Here is an 18,709-nt window from a genome sequence, read left to right as displayed (position 1 = left end):
GGTGCCCCCGATCGCCTGTCGAGCAGCAGACCCTGCTCGGTGCCGGATCGCCGCGACGTCACTTCCGCCGCAATCGCTGCAACAGCAGGCTATCGGCCGCGACGGCGACCAGGATCAGCACTCCTGTCACGACCTGCTGGTAGGTGGTGTCCCAGCCCATCAGGTTGAAGCCGTTGGCGATGACCGTGAGGATGAGCACGCCGACGGCCGTCCGCCACACGGCACCCGCGCCGCCCATGATGCTGGTTCCGCCGATCACGACGGCCGCGATCGCGGTGAGCTCGATGCCGGTCGCCATCGCAGGCTGGGCGGATCCGGCCCGCGAGGCGAGCACCATTCCTGCCGCGGCCGCGCACAGCCCGCTGATCGCGAACACCGAGATGTGGATCAGGGGCGTGCGGACGCCGCTGAGACGAGCTGCCTCCTCGTTGCCGCCGACCGCGTATATGCGGCGGCCGAAGGTGGTACCCCACAGCACGATTCCGAAGACGACGACGGCGAGCACGACGAGGACGGTCGCCATCGTGATCCCGCCGAACGTCGGCCTGGTCCAGACGCGGAAGGCGTCGAGCTGGTCGGGCAGAGGCGACAGGATCGCACCGCCGGTGAGCACGACGGCGATGCCACGGTAGATGATGCTCATGGCGAGCGAGCCGATGAACGAGTGCACTCGCGTGACGACGATGAGCAGGCCGGTGAGGGTACCGAGGACCGTTCCGGTGAGCAGCGCCAGAATGAATCCCGTGGTCACGCCGAACGCTTGTGTGAAGTACACGCCGGCGATCGCGGACATCGCGAGGTTCGCGCTCGCGGAGAGATCGAACACGCCGCTGATGATGCACAGCGTCGCCCCGACGGCGAGAAGGCCGACCACCACGGTCTGATCGAGCAGATTTACGATGTTCCCCGCGGTGAGGAAGGTGCTGGTCGCGAGGCTCAGATAGATCACGATCAGCACGAGGCCGGCGAGCACGCCATAGTTCTTCAGATCGACGCGCCGGGCGGTCGTCGGGACGGCCGCCGGCTGGACGGCGAAGGTCTCGGTCTTCATGGTGATTCTCTTCTCTTAGAGGAAAGCGGCGGTCATGACCTCGTCGGCAGACACTGAGCGGTCGAACTCCGCGACGATCCGACCTTTCTTCATCACCGCGACCCGGTGCGAGAGTGATAGGACCTCCTCGAGTTCGGAGCTCGCGACGATGACAGCGGTCCCCGCCGCAGCGAGGTCCAGGATGAGGCTGTGGATGTTGGCTTTGGCGGCGACGTCGACACCGCGGGTCGGCTCATCGATCAGGAAGACGGCGGGTGGGTCAACCAGCCACTTCGCGAAGAGCACCTTTTGCTGGTTGCCACCCGAGAGATCTCCGACATTGACCTGCTGCACGCGACCCCGGATGTCGACGTCGGCCACGGCACGGTCGACGACGGCGCGCTCGAGGGCAGGACGGATGAATCCGGCGTGCTGACGGCGGCCCAGCGATGGCAGGGCGATGTTGTCGGATGCCGACCTGCCGAGCACGAGACCCTGGTCCTTGCGTGACTCCGGGACGAGGGCGACGCGATTGCGGATGCTGGCTCTCACAGAATTGCGCCGCACTCGCCGACCCTGGATCCAGACCTCTCCCGCTGTGACGCGGTCGGCCCCGAACACGGCGTTCAGCGTCTCGCTGCGTCCGCTGCCCATCAGGCCGGCCAGGCCGAGGACCTCGCCGCGTCGCACTTCGAAGGAGATGTCCGAGATGCGCTGATTGCTGAGGCCGCTGACGCGGATCGCGACCTCGGCGTCCGCAGCCACCGGCTCGGGCGTTCGCTCCAAGGCTTCCATCTGGCGCCCCACCATCAGGCTGACCAGGCTGTCCGCGGTGTAGCCGGCCGCGTCATCCGTCACGATCTGATTGCCGTCTCGGAGCACGGTGATCCGGTCGGCGAGACCGAGGATCTCTTCGAGGAAGTGCGACACGATGATGACCGTGGTGCCCCTGGCCGCGAGTTGGCGCAGCACGCGGAGCAGGTTCTCGGTGTCGGCCTCCCCCAGAGCCGCGGTCGGCTCGTCCAGACAGAGCACCTTGGACCCGCGGGCGAGCGCCTTCACGATCTCGACCTGCTGCGCCTGCCCGAGCGACAGGCTCGCCACCGGTGCGTCCAGGTCGAGGGCGAAGCCGACCTCCGAGATCAGTCGTTCGGCGAACCCACGATCGGCCCGCGTCCGGGCGAAGCCGCCGCGGTGGGCCCACCGGCCGAGGAAGATGTTCTCGAGCACGGATCTCTGCGGCACGAGCGCGAGCTCCTGCGCGATCAGCGAGACGCCAAGGTCGATGGCGTCCCGCGGACTGCCGAGCCGTACCTGCTCGCCGTCCATAGAGACGGTGCCCGTGTCGGCGGTGATCGCGCCCCCGAGGATCTTCAGCAGGGTGGACTTGCCTGCCCCGTTCTCGCCGAGGAGCCCGTGGATCTCGCCGGGGGCGATCGAGAGTGTGATGTCGCGCAGGACCGAGGTGCTGCCATAGCTCTTGCCGACGTTCTCGAGCACCATGGTGGGCGCGACGACGTGCGGCGCCTGTGCGTCGGGGGTCAGGGTCATGCGGGGCCTTCGTCTCGATGGAGGATGTGGAACCGGGTGGGGCCGGAGGGGCCCCACCCGGAGCAGGGGTCGATTTACTCGTCGTAACCCGAAGTGAAGCCGCTCTCCTCGAGGGCCTCCCGGGTGCCCATCGCGTTGTTGGGCGACAGCGAGCGCTCGTCGGTGGCCATGGGGACATCCTCGCCGTTGTGATGTTTGATGCCGTACTCTGCCGCGGTTGCGCCCGTGTTCACGCCGTCGATCGCCCAGATCGCGAACCAATCGCCGTTGAGGACGTGCTCCACCGCGGACTGAGGGCTGCCGTTGCCGATGAACTTGATGTCGGTCTGATCTCCGCCGGCGAGCCATGCGCCGGCGATCGCCTGGGTCGAGCCGATGATGACGTCCACGTCGGGGTTGGCCTGCGTGATGTCCTGGTATGCGGTGCGACCCTCATCCTGCGAGTATCCGCCGGTCGCGGTCGGCAGCACCTTCACATCGCCGCCGAGTGCCTTGAGCCCATCGATCACCGCTTCGGTACGGGCCTTGTCGAGAGGCAGCGAGGGTGAGCCCTCCATGTAGGCCACCTGGCATTCGCCCTCGATCTCCTCGCAGGCCATGCCGCCGAGCTCGGCGAGATCCTCGCCGTTGGCGACCGGGGAGTAGACGACGCTGATGGCACCGTCGATCTGCGGCTCGATCGTGGTGAAATCCGGGCCGACGGGAGTCGACGAGACGACGACCGTGATGCCGGCGTCGACGGCGCGCTGCAATGGCTCCTGCACCGCCAGGTTGTCGTTGGCCGTGATGATGATCACGTCGAACTTCTTCGAGGTGATGGCGTCGTTGATCTGTTGCACCTGCAGCTGACCGTCGAACTGGCCATCGACGAGGGTGGCGGTGCCGCCCAGTTCCTCGGTCTTCGCCTCGACGCCCTTGAAGATTCCCTGGGTGTAGGAGTTCGAGGCCGCGTAGCCGAAGAAGCCGACCTTGACGGCCTTGTCGCCGCCGTCCGGCTCTGCTCCGGTGCCGTTTCCGTTGCCTGCGGCGCAACCGCTCAGGGCGAGGAGGCCGACCGCGCCCGCCGCGATGCCGGCGAAGAGTCGCTTCGTGATCTGAATTCTCATGCTGTACTCATTTCGGGTTGTGGTGTTCGGGTCCTGACAGCCTTGGCGGTCAGCTTTGAAAGCCGTACTGTGCGCGAGCATGCTCCGCAGAGATGTAGCCGTTCTCGATGTCGTAACGAATCGCCTCCGGGTCGCGCTCCGCCGGCTCGCCGTACCCTCCGCCCCCGCTGGCCGTGAGACGGACGATGTCGCCCTTCTTCACCGGCAGGGCGTTGGCTTTGAGCATCCGCCGTTCGTCGTCGCGCCCGGGGTTGATGATCACCTCGGGCCCTCCAGCCGACCGGCCGCCGAACAGCCCCCACGGCGGCGTCTTGGAACGCTCGAACCACAGTCCGATGGTGCAGTCCGTAAGGAACTCGTACTCACGGGTCACGCCGTTGCCGCCCCGCCACTTCCCCGGTGCGCCGGAGTCTTGCGTGATGCGGTACTCGGTGATGCGGAACGGGAACTTCGTCTCCACCATCTCGATGGGCAGATCCTTGATCGAACCGTTGACGCTGTTGATGAGCGCCGATTCGCCGTCGGATCCGTTCCACGCACCCCATCCGCCGAGCGTGGCCTCCTGCGAGACCCAGTTGCGGCCGTAACGCGGGTCGAAGCCGAAGGTGTTGATGACCATCGAGTCACCGTGCGACGCCGCGACCACGCGGTCCGGCATCGCCGGGGCCAGCGCCTTCGACACGAGGTCGATAAGCAGGCCCAGATGCGAGAAGTACCACTGGCAGGCCGCGGGCGCAACCGCTCCGAGCACGGACCCTTCCCGAACCTGGGTAGTCAGTGGACGGAACGATCCGCCGTTCGAGTTGCTGTCCGGGCTGACCAGCAGCTTGTACGCGACGCGCAACGCGGAGACCGCCTGCGCCACGCCGCAGTTGACCGGTCCTCGCGTCTGGTCGGCAGAATCCGTGACGTCGAAGTCGATCATGCCGCCGGACACGGTCACGGTGAGCCTAATCGGGATCGGCGTGTCAAGGTCGATGCCGTCGTTGTCGAGCACGCCCTCGGCGGAATAGACGCCATCGGGGATGCCTGCGACGGTCTCACGCTCGAGTTCCTCCGTCTGGCGGAAGATCTCGTCGCGCGCCGCCTCGACCGTCTGGATGCCGTACCGGGAGACGATTTCCTGCATTCGGATCGCCCCCATGCGCATCGCGGCGACCATCGCGTTCATGTCACCGATGGTCTGATATGGGAAGCGCACGTTCGTCTTGATGAGGTCGACCACCTGCGTCTCCTGGCCCGCTTCGTGCAGCCGTACCGGGCCCATGCGGAACCCCTCCTGGAAGATGTCGACGGAGTCCATCGAGCCTCCGACATCCTTCGAGCCCATGTCCATCCAGTGCGCCCGAGTCGCGGAGAACCCCACGAGCGATTCGTCCACGAAGATGGGCGCGAAGATGGTGACGTCGTTGAGGTGCGTCCCGCCCAGGTAGGAGTCGTTCAGGATCCAGACGTCTCCCTCCTTCCATACGTCGCGGCCGTACTTCTCCTCCACGGCGAGCGAGCAGGTCTCCAGGTTGCCGAGGAAGAGTGGCAGACCTGCGGACTGTCCGAGGACCTGATGGTTGGCGTCGAGGAGCGCGACGACGCAGTCGCCGCCTTCGTAGAGGATGGGCGAGTACGCCGAGCGGATGAGCGTGGCGTTCATGTCATCCGCCGCGCTGGTCAGAGCGTTGCGGATGATCTCGACCACGACCGGGTCGACCCTGCCGTCGACTGCGGTCTTCATGTCCGTGACGGTGATGGTCATGTCAAGATTCACCTTCGATGTCGAGGTTGCGGATGATGAGTGCGCCGTGCGGGTCGACCGCCACGGTGAACCCGGGCGGGACGACTGTCGTGGCCGTAGCCTCGAGGATGATCGCCGGGCCCGACAGGGTGTGGCCGGCGCCCAGACTCTCGCGTTCCACGATGATCGTGTCGCGCGGCTCCCTGTCGAAGATGACCTGCCGGATCTCGTGCGGGAACTCAGCCGAAGTGGCCTCCGCGATCCTCCTCGTGTCCGTGCTGTCCAACTCACCGATCACACGAGTGCGAAGCGTGACGACCTCGATGGGTGCGCCGTAGTTCGCGTGGCCGTAGCGCTCCTCGTACTGCGCCGAGAAACGCCGCGCCAGCGTGTCCATGAAGCCTTCTTCGAGCGGCTCGTCGGCCGAGGCCAGCGGCACCGTGAGGAAGAACTCCTGAAGCTGGTACCGCACGTCGACCGAGTGCTCCGCGATGCGACGATCGGCGGGGATGCCTTCGTGCGCGAGCGATTCGACCGCCGACTCCTCCATCTCGCGAAGGGTGCGGCTCATGTCGGCGAGATCGAGGTCTTCGTCCAGAAAGAAGTAAGGCTCCGTGAAGTCCTTGCGCACATTGCTCTGCAGCATCCCCCAGGCGGAGAAGGCGCCCGGGAATCGCGGCACGACCGTCTCCGCGATACCCAGTTCCCTAGCGAGGAACGCCGCGTGCATGGCTCCTGCGCCGCCGAATGCCACCAGGGCGAAGTCCCGCGGCTCGATTCCGCGCGCGATTGTGATCGTGCGGATGGCCTGCGCCATCTGCGAGTTCGCGACGTCACAGATGCCCTCGGCGATGTCGATCACGCTGAGGCCCAGCCTGTCGCCGACCGTCGCCAGGGCCGTCTCCGCTGCCGTGCGATCGAGACGGATCTGCCCTCCTGCGAAGGTGTCGGCGTCGACCCGCCCGAGTACGAGGTTCGCGTCGGTCACGGTCGGCTCGACACCGCCGCGACCGTAGCAGGCGGGTCCGGGGGATGCCCCGGCCGAGCGCGGTCCGACCCGCAGTCCGCCCGCTTCGATCCAGGCCACCGATCCGCCGCCGGCACCGATGGTGTGGATGTTGACCACACTCATCAGCATCGGCTGTCCTTCGAGCGTCGCCTCGGTGGAGACGTCAGGGACTCCGTCGATGACGAGGGACACGTCGAAGGAGGTCCCGCCCATGTCGACACCGATGAGGTTGTTCGTGGAGAGCGTTTCGGTGAGTTTCTCGCAGCCGATCGCACCGCCGACCGGACCGGACAGCAGTGTCTGCAGCGGGCGTGCGCGGGCGGACCGCGCCGTGAGAACGCCACCCGAGGACTGCATGATGTGCAGCGGGACGTCTACCCCGCGATCGCCCAGCTGCTCCTCGAGATCCAGCAGATAGTTGCGCACGACGGGTCCCGTGTACGCCTCGACCACTGCCGATGACGTGCGCTCGTACTCCCGCCACTCTTTGGCCGACTCGTGCGAGAGCGCGACGGTGAAGTCCTCACCGAGCTCCTCCAGCAGGATCTCCCGCGCGCGCAGCTCGTGCGCGGGGTTCTTGTAGCTGAAGAGGAACCCCACGGCGACGGCCCCATAGCCGTTCTCCCTGGCGCGCACGGCTGCGGCGCGCACCGCGTCCTCATCGAGAGGCGTCAACTCGCTGCCGTCGTACTGAAGACGACCGCGGATGCCCACGACGTCCTTGCGCTCGATGAGCGGTCGCGGCTTCCGATACTGCGCGTTGTACAGCTCATAACGCGGTCCGCGCGCGATATGGTAGCTGTCCTCCACTCCGGCGGTCGCGAGCAGAAGCACATCGACACCGCGCCGCTCGAGGAAGGCGTTGAGCCCCTGAGTCGTGCCGTGCACGATGAAGTCGATCGCGGAGAGATCCTCGATGAGAGTGCCCATGCCTGAGATGACACCGCGGCTCAGCTCACCCGGTGTGGTCGACGCTTTCGTGGCGCGGTACTGCTTTGTCTTCTCGTCGTAGGTCACAATGTCGGTGAACGTGCCACCGATGTCCATCGACACCCTGTACGTGCTCAAGAACTGCCTCCTTTGGCGTTCGGGCGATGGGAAGACGATAGACGAACACGGATGGCCGACTTGGTCACATTGCCCCCATGGCGGGCTCGCAAAAGTGCACCTTGCACATGTGGTACTCGTGTCGGCTTCTACGGTGAAGCCATGACGGCAGAAACCAGTTTGGGTACGTACGGGTCCGCCCGGGTCGCGAACGGAATCGTCTTCACTTCCGGGAAGGTCGGCCTCGATGCCGACGGGCAGCGGCCGGCGGCTTTCGCGGATGAGGTGAGGGCTGCGATCGCCGACCTCGAGAAGACCCTGACGGAGTACGGGTCGGACCTGACCGGCCTGCTCCAGGTTCATTGCATTCTCAGCGACATGAGTCACTTCGCGGAGTTCGACGCGATCTACAGGGACATGATTCCCGATCCGGTGCCGCCACGGTTCACCCACGGCGGCGAGCTGGTGCAGGACTTCCGCTTCGAGATCGTCGCCATCGCGACTGTGCTGGAGTGATCGGATGCCTCTCGTCGAAATTCCCGGACGCGCAGCCGGTGGCGATACCGGCGCAGCGATCGCCCGCGGTGTGGACGTGGCAGTGTCGCTCACGAACGCGCGCGCGAATCAGCTGGATCCGAGACGCTTCACACAGATCGCGTGCGCCCTCGCCGCCGAGCTCGGGCTCGGCGTCCGGGTGACGGATGCCGTGCAACTCGCTGAAGAGGGCTTCGGGGGCATCATCGCGATCGGCTCCGGGTCCTCCCATCCTCCTTCACTCGTCGAGTTGTGGCTGCCCGGCGAAGGGCCTCTCGGCGAGGAGCCGCCTCACGGGGCGATCGCCCTCGCCGGCAAGGGGATCACCTTCGACAGCGGAGGCCTGTCGCTGAAGGATCCCTCGGCGATGTACAGCATGCACACCGACTGCGCAGGCGCGGCAACCGTGCTCGGTGCGCTGGTCGCCCTCGCGGAGCTGGGTTGCACCGTCCCGGTGTATGCGGCGCTGCCCCTGGCCGAGAACATGCCCGGGCCCGAGGCGATCCGCCCCGGCGATGTCGTCACCATGCGCAGCGGAGTCGGCCTCGAGATCATCGACACAGATTTCGAGGGCAGGGTGGTCCTCGCGGACGCCGTCGCGCTGCTGAGCGAATCGCAGCCGCAGGCGGTGATCACGATGGCGACGCTGACGTACCAGGCCGTTGTCGCTCTGGGCCCCGAGATCGCGGCGCTCCTCGGCCGGGATGCGGCACTGACCCAGCGGTTGCTGGACGCCGCCGACCGGGCGGACGAGGCACTGTGGCCGCTGCCCTGGGCTGACCGATACATCGCCCAGATCCGCTCGAACGCACCTGGTGCCGTTTATCGCAATCACCCGCGTGCCGACACCGGTCGCGCTCTCACGGCGGCCCTGCTGCTGGGCGAGTTCCTGGATCCCGGCATCCCGTTCGCGCACGTCGACTTCGCCGGTCCCGCGGTCAGGATGCAGGACGGCGGACCGGTTGCGACCGGTTACGGCGTGAGGACCCTGGTGGAACTCGTGACGAGCTGGCCGGCTTCCGTCGACGACCGATGACGTGCGACGGCATTCACCAGCGACCAGAGAGGTTGGACACGATGGGTAGCTACCCGGTCTCCACTATCAGAGCGCAGTTTCCTTCGCTTCGTGAGGGAAGCGCACTCTTCGACGGCCCCGGAGGGACACAGGTCCCTCAACGGGTAGCGCGCGCGATCCGCGACGCACTCGTGGCCCCGGTCTCACAACGGGGAACGCACAACTTCTTCTCCCGCGGTGCTGACCGCATCGTGAACGCCGCACGGGCTGCCATGGGCGACTTCCTCAATGTCGCCCCCGAGGGCGTCGTGTTCGGGCGCAGTGCCACACAGATCACGTTCGATTTCGCGACCGCGATCGGCGACCTGCTGCAGCCCGGCGATGAGATCGTGCTCTCCCGCCTCGATCACGATGCGAACGTCGCGCCCTGGATCGAGGTCGCCGCGCTCAGAGGCGCCGAGATCAGGTGGATCGACTTCGATCGGGGCACGGGCGACATCCTCACCGAGGATGTCGCCCGTGTGCTCACGTCGCGGACACGACTCGTGGCGCTCACCGCGGCATCCAACCTGTTCGGCACCCGCCCCGACATCGCCGCTGTCGCCGAGTTGGTGCACGGTGCAGGCGCGCTGTTCTACGTCGACGCCGTGGCCTACGCCGCGCACCACCTCGTCGACTTCGAGCAGATGGGTGCCGACTTCGTGGTCTGCTCCAGCTACAAGTTCTGCGGTCCTCACCTCGGCATCCTGGGTGCGCGCCCCGAGACGCTCGAACGTCTGCATCCCCGCAAGCTGCGCCCGTCATCCGACCAGGTGCCCGAGCGATTCGAACTCGGAACCCTGCCGTACGAGCTGCTCGCCGGGCTCACCGCCACCGTCGACTTCCTCGCCGATCTGGTCCCGTCCGCAGGCACACGGCGCGAGCGCCTGGCGCGGTCGTACGACGCACTTCACCTGCACGAGAGCGAACTGCTCGGCGTCCTCCTGACCGGGCTCGGCGACATCCCGGGCGTGCGTCGGGTCGGTTCGCCTGCGGCCAGCACGCCCACCGTCCTGCTCACGATCGACGGCATCCGGATCGATGAGGCGTGCCGGCGTCTCGGCGACAGGGATATCGCCGTGGGCGGCGGGCTGTTCTACGCCCACGAGGCCGCGAAGTGGGCCGATCTCGGCGACGGCGGTATCCGGGTCGGGCTTGCGCCGTACACCACGATCGACGATGTCGAGAGGCTGCTGACCGGCGTGCGCGAGCTCGCCGCCCGTTGACCGCCGCTGCCGGGGCGACCTCTCGCCTCGGCGCACGACGACCATGGAGGTCGCATGATCCCCCGTCCCGGCTCGACGTTCCGCGGTGCCTTCAGGGGCGCCCGCCGCGCTCTCGCGGGAATGTGGGTGAGTTCTGGCAGCATGACGGCAACGGAGATCTGCGCCGGTTCAGGGCTGGACCTCATCTTCGTGGACATGGAGCACTCGGCCGCCACTCTGGAATCGGTCATGCTCCAGCTCCAGGTCATGGCCGTGTATCCCGTCACCGCCGTCGTTCGGGTGCCCGCTTCCGACCCTGTGATGATCAAGCGGGTGCTCGACATCGGTGCCGAGAATCTGCTCGCGCCCATGATCGGCTCCGTTGCGGAGGCCGAAGCGGCAGTGCGAGCAGTGCGTTATCCGCCTCACGGCGTTCGCGGCGTCGGATCGGCGCTCGCACGCAGCGCCCGCTGGGGGCGCCTTCCCCACTATCTCCAGGACGCCGATGACCTCGTGTCGCTGCTCGTGCAGGTCGAATCGCCCGAGGGCGTCGAATCGGCGAGAGCGATCGCAGCCGTCGATGGCGTGGACGGAGTGCTGGTCGGACCCGCCGACCTCGCGGTGTCGATGGGATATGGCGGGCAGCAGACTCACCCCGACGTGATCGCCGCCGTTCATCGCGTCTTCGCAGACGTGCAGGCTGCCGGTAAGAAGGTCGGAGTGAACGCCTTCGACCCGGCGGTCGCCGACGATTACATCGAGGCCGGGGCCGACTTCGTCACTGTCGCAGCCGACGTGACCGTGCTCGCCCGCGGCACTGAAGCACTCGCCGCGCGTTACGTGGGCTGAACTCACTCGGCCTGTCGTTCCACCGTACACACCCCGCATTCATCAAGCTGACACGGGGGCCGTAGGCATCTCTGATGCCTTGCCGTTCGCCGGGAAGTCTTCCGCGGCTGTGGATAAGCCGGTCAGACGTCCAGGATGTCGAGCTCCACGGTGACGACGTCGCCTTCTTCGATGGACTCCGCCTGACGGACCTGCTTCTTCAGTGGCAGCACGAAGGCGGATCCGCTGAAGAAGATCGACGTGGTCCACTCGGTTGCGCCGATGCTCGCCCGCACCCGCAGAGAGCCGAAGCCGCGCGGGGGCGATGGGAGTTCGCGGATGTCGAGCGACAGCTCCTCGGGAAGGGTCGCGAAGAACCAGGAGTCGACCCGGGAATTCCAGCGGGTGACGACGCTGTCGAACTCGATCCGCATGCCGTTCAGCGTAGCCCCTTCCCACACGCGAAGGGTGATGTCGGATGTGCGAACTAGTGTCCGAAGTGCACTTGAACTATTCGAATATCTCTTCGAGGATGGATATATGCCGAACGGAGTGAGCGCCCTGTCGACGCCCTCTCCCGCCGACCGGCGCGCGGGAGAGATCCTCCGCCTGCGCCGCGAAATCGGACGGATGCAGCGGCGCCGCAGCAACGACCCGGTGCTGCCGCTGGATCCCGCCCTGCAGGGGCTGCTGCCGGAAGGTGGCCTGCAGACCGGCACGGTGTACTCGATCTCCCCCTCGCCCAGCCTGATCTTCGCCCTGATGAGCGCCGCCTCGCGACGCGGGAGCTGGTGCGCGGCGGTGGGCATGCCGACGCTGGGTCTCGAGGCGGCCGCCGCGTCCGGTGTCGACCTGAACCGGCTCATCCTGGTCCCCTCGCCGGGCGAGCGGTGGCTGGCGGTGGTCTCGGCGCTGGCCGAGGTGGTGCCGCTGATCGCGATGAACCCCGCCACCCCGGTGCGGGATGCGGATGCCGCGCGTCTCGCCGCCCGTCTGCGCGACCGCGGCTGCACGCTGCTGACCACCGCGCACTGGCCGCAGGGCGAGGGCCTGATCACCCTGCACGACCCGCACTGGGAGGGTCTGGGCGAGGGGTGGGGGCTGCTCTCCGACCGCACGGTCACCCTGACCGCGCAGACCCGCTCCTCCCCGCGGCCGCAGAGCGTGCGGGTGCGGCTACCAGGCAGCCTGGGCGCCGTCGAGGCCGCGCCGACCGCATCCCAGGCCCTGCCGACCCATCCGAGTTGGGCGGTGGCGTGATGGACGCCCCGCAGCCCACCCGCATGCACGTGCTGTGGTTCCCTGACTGGCCGCTGCGCGCCGTGCTCGGCACCGCTCCCCCGCATCCCCCCACCGCGCTCGTGCACGGCAACCACGTCGTGGCGTGCACGGCGTCGGCGCGCGAGCACGGCGTGCGGGTGGGGCAACGGCGGCGGCTCGCGCAGGGCCGGCTGCCGTCGCTGCGGATGCTGCCGCACGACTCCTCCAGGGACGAGCGCGCCTTCCTGCCGATGCTGCGCCTGATCGAGGCGCACGCCCCGGGGGTGCACCTGATCCGTCCCGGCCTCGCCGCCCTGCGCTCCCGGGGCATCTCCCGCTACCACGGCGGCGAGGGCGAGGCGGCCGCGGCGCTGCGCCGGGTCCTCGCCGACGCCGGCTGCCCCGAGGTGCGGGTCGGCGTGGCGGACGGGGTGTTCACCGCCGAGTTGGCGGCCAAGGCGGCGGAGGCTGCCGGTGACGGCTGGTCAGTGGTGCCGCCGGGCGGATCGGCCGCCTTCCTCGCTCCCCTTCCCGTGGCTGTGCTCGGCGACGAGGAGCTGACCGGCCTACTGCAGCGGCTGGGCGTGTCCACCCTCGGCGCGTTCGCCGCCCTGGGTGCCCTCGAGGTGCGCGACCGCCTCGGCGAGCACGGCGCGCGGCTGCACGCTCTCGCCCGCGGCGCGGACTCCCGCCCGCTGTCGCCGCGACCGCCGGATCCGGAGCTGGCGAGGGAGATCGAGTTCGACACGCCGCTCGGACAGTCCGACCAGATCGCGTTCGCGGTGCGGCAGACGGCGGATGCCGTGCTGCTCGCCCTCGCCGACGCGTCGGTGGTGTGCACGGAGGTGCGCATCGACCTCACCGACGATGACGGCGGGGTGTCCTCGCGCACCTGGCTGCACCCGACCTGCTTCGAGGCCGGCGACCTCGTCGACCGGGTGCGCTGGCAGCTGGAGTCCCTGGTCGCGGACGTCCCGGAGGACGCCGACGCCGCGCACTCCTTCCGCGGCATCGTCGGGGTGCGGATCGTGCCCGTCGCCGTCGACGACGCCGCCCACCATCAGCCAGGACTGTTCGGGTCGGGAACCGACGAGCGCCTGCACCACGCCGTCTCCCGCGTGCAGACGCTGCTGGGGCACCGCGGCGTCGTCACCGCCGCGGTGTCCGGAGGGCGCATGCTCGCCGAACGGCAGGTGCTCACCCCGTGGGGCGAGCGCCCCGTGATGGAGCGCGACCCGTCCCGCCCCTGGCCGGGGAGCCTGCCCGGCCCGCTGCCGGCCGAGGTGTTCGACCCCGCCCGACCGGTGCGGGTGCGGGGTCCGGAGGGGGCGGAGGTGCGGGTGGACCCCCGCGGGGAGGTGTCGTGTCCTCCGACATCCATCGACGATCAGGAGGTGATCGGCTGGGCGGGACCGTGGCCGGTCCGCGAACACCGGTGGGATGCCGAACGGGCGCGCGACGGGCACCGCTTCCAGCTGCTGGACGCCCGGCACCGCGCCTGGCTGGTGTTCCACTCCGGAGGCGACTGGTGGGCAGAGGGGAGGTACCGCTGATGGGATGGGACAACAAGCCGCGGCTGAGCTGGTCGGATCTGGAGCGCACGCTGAGCGCGCCGACCGACCCCGTCCCCGCGTCGGCGGAGCCGGAGGGGCCGCGGGTCGACCCCGGCCCGCTCAGCAGGCACCGTCCGCCGGCCGAGCCGCCCCCGTCGGCGCGACCGGTGGACGCGGTGCCGTACGCGGAACTGCACGCACACACCTCGTACTCCTTCCTCGACGGCGCCTCCTCTCCCGACGAGCTGCTCGCCGAGGCGGAGGCGCTGGGGCTCACCGCCCTCGCCATCACCGACCATGACGGCTTCTACGGCGCGGCGCGCTTCGCCGAGGCCGCCGAGCTCACCGGCGTGCAGACCGTCTTCGGCGCCGAGCTCACGTTGGGCGCCGATACATTCGATGGGTCCCTGAGCCGGGCCCACGCGCCCCAGAGGCTCCGGGCGTCGCGAAGCGACGGCCGGAGTGGGGCGTGGGGATCGAAGAGCCCCGCCCGCACCGGCACCCCCGACCCGCTCGGCGATCACCTGCTCGTGCTCGCCCGCGGCGTGGAGGGCTACCACCGGCTGTCGGGGGCGATCACCCGCGCGCAGCTGCGCGGCGGCGAGAAGGGCCGCCCGCGGTACGACCTCGACGACCTGGTGGCCAGCGCGGACGGGCACTGGACGATCCTCACCGGATGCCGCAAGGGCGGCGTGCGGCGCGGCCTCGCCCAGGGCGACGCGGAGACCCCGCTCCGGCGCCTGGTCGACCTGTTCGGCGCCGATCAGGTGGCGGTCGAGCTCATCGACCACGGCGATCCGCTCGACACCCGCCGCAACGACACCCTCGCCGATCTCGCGGCACGGCTGCACCTGCCCGTCGTCGCCACGAACAACGTGCACTACGCCGCGCCCGAGCGTGCCCGGCTGGCCGAGGCGGTCGCCGCCGTGCGCGCCACCCGCAGCATGGACGAGCTGGACGGCTGGCTGCCCGCGCACGGCAGCGCCCATCTGCGCAGCGGTGCCGAGATGACCCGCCGGTTCCGCCGCTATCCGGGGGCGATCGAGAACGGGCTGCGGATCGCCGCCGAGTGCGCGTTCCCGCTGCGGCGCGCCAAGCCCGCCCTGCCGCAGACGGACGTGCCGGCGGGCCGTACTCCGATGAGCCACCTGCGCGCCCTGGTGTGGGAGGCGGTTCCCCGACTGTACCCGCGCCTCGACGATGAGGGCCGGTCGCGGATCGAACGCGAGCTGAACGTCATCGAGGAGAAGGACTTCCCCGGCTACTTCCTGATCGTGCACGGCATCGTCGAGGAGGCGCGGCGGCGCGGCATCCTGTGTCAGGGTCGTGGCTCCGCCGCGGCGAGCGCAGTGTGCTACCTGCTCGGCATCACCGCCGTCGACCCGATCCTGTACCGCCTGCCGTTCGAGCGCTTCCTCGCCACCACCCGCGAGGAGGAGCCCGACATCGACGTGGACTTCGACTCCGACCGGCGGGAGGAGATCATCCAGTGGGTGTACGAGCAGTATGGCCGCGAGCGCGCCGCGCAGGTGGCGAACGTCATCCAGTACCGGCCGAAGAACGCCGTCCGCGACATGGCCAGGGCGCTCGGGCACTCCCCCGGCCAGCAGGACGCCTGGTCGAAGCAGGTGGACGGGTGGAGTTCGGGGCTCGCCCCCGCCGAGGGGCACGACATCCCCGAGGACGTGCTCCGCTACGCCGACGAGCTGCTCAAGGCGCCGCGGCACCTCGGCATCCACTCCGGCGGGATGGTGCTCACCGCCCGCCCTGTGGGCGAAGTGGTGCCGGTCGAGCACGCGCGGATGCCTGGGCGTACGGTCATCCAGTGGGACAAGGACGACGCCGCCTGGATGGGCCTGGTGAAGTTCGACCTGCTGGGGCTCGGGATGCTGTCGGCGCTGCAGCACAGCTTCGATCTCATCGCCGAGACCACCGGGGAGCGCTGGACCCTGCAGTCACTGCCGAAGGAGGAGCCGGCTGTGTACGACATGCTCTGCCGGGCGGACTCGATCGGGGTGTTCCAGGTCGAGTCGCGCGCGCAGATGGGACTGCTGCCGCGTCTGCAGCCGCGGGCGTTCTACGAGCTGGTGATCCAGATCGCGCTGATCCGGCCCGGCCCCATCCAGGGCGGGGCGGTGCACCCGTTCGTGCGCCGCAAGCTCGGGCACGACCCGGTGACCTACGCTCACCCTGCTCTGAAGCCGGTCCTGGAGCGCACCCTGGGCGTGCCGGTGTTCCAGGAGCAGCTGATCCAGATGGCCACGGTGCTCGGCGACTGCACCGCCGACGAGGCCGACCTGCTGCGCCGGGCGATGGGCTCCAAGCGCGGACTGGAGAGGATCGACCGCATCCGGGAGTCGCTGTACTCCGGCATGGCCCGGCACGGGCTGACCGGCGAGGCTGCCGACCGCATCTACGCGCAGATCCAGGCGTTCTCGAACTTCGGCTTCGCCGAATCGCATTCCCTGTCGTTCGCGCTGCTGGTGTACGCCAGCTCGTGGGTGAAGCTGCACTACCCGGCCGCGTTCCTGGCCGGTCTGCTGCGGGCACAGCCGATGGGCTTCTACTCCCCCTCGTCGCTGACCGCCGACGCCCGCCATCACGGGGTGCGGGTGCTGCGCCCCGACCTGCACGCCTCCGCCGCGACCGACGGCCTGGAGCGGATCGGCGCGGATGCCGGGCCGACCGGGATGGACTCCTGCCTGAGCCCCGATCAGCCGGCGCCCGGCCTGTTCGACCGTGACGCCCCCGACGAGTCGGCCGCGCACCGCCGCGACGGAGGGTACGCGGTGCGGCTCGGGTTCTCCGGCATCCGGGGCATCGGCACGGCCCTGGCCGAGCGGATCGTCGAGACCAGGGAGCAGGACGGGCCGTTCCGGGATCTGCACGACCTCGTCCGCAGGACCGACGCCACCGCCGCGCAGCTGGAGGCGCTGGCCACCGCCGGCGCCTTCGAGTGCCTGGGCCTGAGCAGGCGGGAGGCGATCTGGATGGCGGGGGCGGCCGCCGAGGACAGGGCCCGCTTCCTGCCCGGCACGGTCGTCGCGGTGCAGCCGCCGCTGTTCGCCGACCAGACCGGCTACGAACGCCTGGCGGCCGACCTGTGGGCGACCGGGATCTCCACCGACGACCACCCCATGGCGCACTTCCGGGCGCAGCTCGACGAGCGCGGCGTGCTGACCTCCGCCCGATTGCGCACGCACGAGGCGGGGCGGCGCATCGAGGTCGCCGGGATCGTGACCCACCGGCAGCGCCCGGCGACCGCCGCCGGGGTCACCTTCCTCAACCTGGAGGATGAGCACGGGCTGGTGAACGTGGTCTGCTCCACCGGCGTGTGGGCACGCTACCGCCGGGTGGCCAGGGATTCGCCGGCGCTCATCGTGCGCGGCATCCTGGAGCGCTCCCCCGAGGGTGTGTCCAACGTGCTCGCCGACGCGTTCGAGGACCTGCGTACCGGGCTGGCGCACCGGTCCCGGGACTTCCGCTGACAGGGCCCGGCCCGCCGTCAGCCCCGGTCCGCCCCCATCGCCACGAGCAGGTCCGCCACCGCGTCGTGGCCGCCGGAGACGGCATCCTGCAGCGGCGTCCGCCCGGACTCCGGGTCGGGTACGTCGATCGCCGCGCCAGCGCGCAGCGCGACGGCCGAGGCATCCGCGTCCCCCGCGCGGGCGGCGGCGCGCAGCGCCGCGTCCGGATCGGCGGGCACCTCGGCATCCCGCGCGAAGGCGAGGATGGTGCGGAGCCCGTCCAGCCCACGATCCTCCGCCATCTGCAGCGGAGTGCGCCCTTCGTTCCCCGACGGGCGGTCCAGTTCGACGCCGCCGGCGATGAGCGCGCGGACCGTGGTGGCGTACTCCGGGGTGTCCTCCCCGAAGATCACCGCCTCGTGGATGGCCTGGTAGCCGATCCGGTTGACGTGGTCCCGGTCGATGCCGGCGCGCAGCAGCTCGCCGACGACGTGCCCGTGTCCGCGCTCGGCGGCGCGGATGAGGCCGGTGCCGTTCCAGCTGTCCTTGTCGTCCACGCGGGCGCCGTGCGCGAGCGTGAGCCGCAGCAGCTCGAGGTGTCCCTCGCTGGTCGCGATCAGGTACGCCGACTGCTGGGTGTCGTCCTTGGCGTTCACGTCGGCGCCGCGGGCGATGAGCTCGGCGGCACCGTCGACGTCGTCGGCCCAGGCCGCGTCGCGCAGCTGCGCGTCCAGGTCCTGCTGCCCGGCCGACGGCTCGTCCGCTGCCGGCGGGGCGGATGCCGGTGCGCAGGCGACCAGCGCGAGGGCGGTGGCGACCACGGCGAGGAGGGCGAGCGGGCGCGATGTCATGCTCCGAGTCTGCCCCTGCTGCGCGAGGCCGGCATCGGCCGTGCGGTCGTCATCCGACCATCCGATCGGATGACGCGACGGTCACCAGAACCGTTCCGGCACCTCCGCCGGCGGGCGGTCCGCGCCGCCCCAGCGGTCCGACTCCGCCTTTGCCGCGGCCGCCGCGGCATCCGCCTCGCGCAGCGCCTCCGCGGCGGACTCGGCCGGGTCACCGGTGGTGACCGACAGGGTCGTTCGCGGCCCGCCCGCGGTGTCCTCGACGGTGCACTCGCGCACCTGCGCCCGCCACACGTCGACCCGCTGACGGGGAACCTCGCGGAGGCGGTAGCGGATGCCGCGGTCGAGGTCGTGCACGGCGACGATCTGGCCGGCATCCGTCTCGCCCGCGCGCACCTCGGTGACCTCCACCCGGTTGCCGCGCGGAACGGGTGCGGAGGCCGCCACGACCAGCGTTCTCTCCATGGACTCACTCTAGGCCGCGCACG

15 protein-coding genes are annotated in these 18,709 nt (G+C 69.6%); 7 read left to right on the top strand and 8 right to left on the bottom strand.

Going from position 1 to position 18,709, the window contains the following annotated elements:
* Window positions 1-58: 58 nt before the first annotated feature.
* From RIF65_RS05175 to RIF65_RS05155, 5 genes are all read right to left on the bottom strand, one after another.
* Window positions 59-1,051, bottom strand: coding sequence for an ABC transporter permease (locus tag RIF65_RS05175; protein WP_309082491.1), 993 nt, complete (start codon window positions 1,049-1,051; stop codon window positions 59-61).
* Between the two features lie 15 nt (window positions 1,052-1,066).
* The gene (locus RIF65_RS05170) at window positions 1,067-2,581 is read right to left on the bottom strand and encodes a sugar ABC transporter ATP-binding protein (protein ID WP_309066780.1); all 1,515 of its coding nucleotides are present in this window, start codon (window positions 2,579-2,581) and stop codon (window positions 1,067-1,069) included.
* A gap of 74 nt (window positions 2,582-2,655) precedes the next feature.
* Window positions 2,656-3,687: a sugar ABC transporter substrate-binding protein gene (locus tag RIF65_RS05165; RefSeq protein WP_309066781.1), complete on the bottom strand. Its 1,032-nt coding sequence runs from the start codon at window positions 3,685-3,687 to the stop codon at window positions 2,656-2,658.
* Between the two features lie 49 nt (window positions 3,688-3,736).
* The gene (locus tag RIF65_RS05160; protein WP_309066782.1) at window positions 3,737-5,437 is read right to left on the bottom strand and encodes a hydantoinase B/oxoprolinase family protein; all 1,701 of its coding nucleotides are present in this window, start codon (window positions 5,435-5,437) and stop codon (window positions 3,737-3,739) included.
* Window position 5,438: 1 nt separating this feature from the next.
* Entirely contained in the window at window positions 5,439-7,493 is a 2,055-nt protein-coding gene (locus tag RIF65_RS05155) for a hydantoinase/oxoprolinase family protein (RefSeq protein ID WP_309066783.1), read from the bottom strand.
* 141 nt (window positions 7,494-7,634) lie between these two features.
* On the opposite strand from RIF65_RS05155, the gene RIF65_RS05150 reads away from it, so the two are divergent.
* Genes RIF65_RS05150 through RIF65_RS05135 form a run of 4 tightly spaced genes read left to right on the top strand, consistent with a single transcriptional unit; the run spans window position 7,635 to window position 11,114 of the window.
* Window positions 7,635-7,988 carry a RidA family protein gene (locus RIF65_RS05150; RefSeq protein ID WP_309066784.1) on the top strand — a complete coding sequence of 118 codons (354 nt, stop codon included), beginning with the start codon at window positions 7,635-7,637 and terminating at the stop codon, window positions 7,986-7,988.
* A 4-nt stretch (window positions 7,989-7,992) separates the two neighbouring features.
* A complete protein-coding gene (locus RIF65_RS05145) occupies window positions 7,993-9,042 on the top strand; it encodes a M17 family metallopeptidase (protein WP_309066785.1) in 1,050 nt (349 codons plus the stop codon).
* On the top strand, window positions 9,039-10,286 hold the full coding sequence (locus tag RIF65_RS05140; protein WP_309082490.1) for a cysteine desulfurase-like protein: 1,248 nt from the start codon (window positions 9,039-9,041) through the stop codon (window positions 10,284-10,286). The genes RIF65_RS05145 and RIF65_RS05140 overlap by 4 nt, the downstream gene beginning before the upstream one ends.
* Window positions 10,287-10,340: 54 nt before the next feature.
* Complete coding sequence (locus RIF65_RS05135; RefSeq protein ID WP_309066787.1) at window positions 10,341-11,114, top strand: HpcH/HpaI aldolase family protein; 774 nt, start codon at window positions 10,341-10,343, stop codon at window positions 11,112-11,114.
* A 122-nt stretch (window positions 11,115-11,236) separates the two neighbouring features.
* Here RIF65_RS05135 and RIF65_RS05130 read toward each other — a convergent pair whose 3' ends face one another.
* Entirely contained in the window at window positions 11,237-11,527 is a 291-nt protein-coding gene (locus tag RIF65_RS05130; RefSeq protein ID WP_309066788.1) for a DUF1905 domain-containing protein, read from the bottom strand.
* A 106-nt stretch (window positions 11,528-11,633) separates the two neighbouring features.
* On the opposite strand from RIF65_RS05130, the gene RIF65_RS05125 reads away from it, so the two are divergent.
* Genes RIF65_RS05125 through RIF65_RS05115 form a run of 3 tightly spaced genes read left to right on the top strand, consistent with a single transcriptional unit; the run spans window position 11,634 to window position 17,394 of the window.
* Entirely contained in the window at window positions 11,634-12,353 is a 720-nt protein-coding gene (locus RIF65_RS05125; protein ID WP_309066789.1) for a hypothetical protein, read from the top strand.
* Window positions 12,353-13,906: a DNA polymerase Y family protein gene (locus RIF65_RS05120; RefSeq protein ID WP_309066790.1), complete on the top strand. Its 1,554-nt coding sequence runs from the start codon at window positions 12,353-12,355 to the stop codon at window positions 13,904-13,906. Before RIF65_RS05125 ends, RIF65_RS05120 begins: the two co-directional genes overlap by 1 nt.
* On the top strand, window positions 13,906-17,394 hold the full coding sequence (locus RIF65_RS05115) for an error-prone DNA polymerase (RefSeq protein WP_309066791.1): 3,489 nt from the start codon (window positions 13,906-13,908) through the stop codon (window positions 17,392-17,394). The genes RIF65_RS05120 and RIF65_RS05115 overlap by 1 nt, the downstream gene beginning before the upstream one ends.
* Before the next feature lie 17 nt (window positions 17,395-17,411).
* Here RIF65_RS05115 and RIF65_RS05110 read toward each other — a convergent pair whose 3' ends face one another.
* Together RIF65_RS05110 and RIF65_RS05105 are read right to left on the bottom strand one after the other, a co-directional pair.
* Window positions 17,412-18,224 carry an ankyrin repeat domain-containing protein gene (locus RIF65_RS05110; RefSeq protein ID WP_309066792.1) on the bottom strand — a complete coding sequence of 271 codons (813 nt, stop codon included), beginning with the start codon at window positions 18,222-18,224 and terminating at the stop codon, window positions 17,412-17,414.
* A gap of 81 nt (window positions 18,225-18,305) precedes the next feature.
* Complete coding sequence (locus tag RIF65_RS05105; protein WP_309066793.1) at window positions 18,306-18,686, bottom strand: hypothetical protein; 381 nt, start codon at window positions 18,684-18,686, stop codon at window positions 18,306-18,308.
* Window positions 18,687-18,709 lie beyond the last annotated feature (23 nt).

The sequence above is a fragment of the Microbacterium sp. genome, assembly GCF_031180975.1.
In the GTDB taxonomy this organism is placed as follows: domain Bacteria; phylum Actinomycetota; class Actinomycetes; order Actinomycetales; family Microbacteriaceae; genus Microbacterium.
The sequence above is the reverse complement of the archived record's forward strand: the minus strand, read 5'-3'. Positions and strand labels throughout refer to the sequence as shown.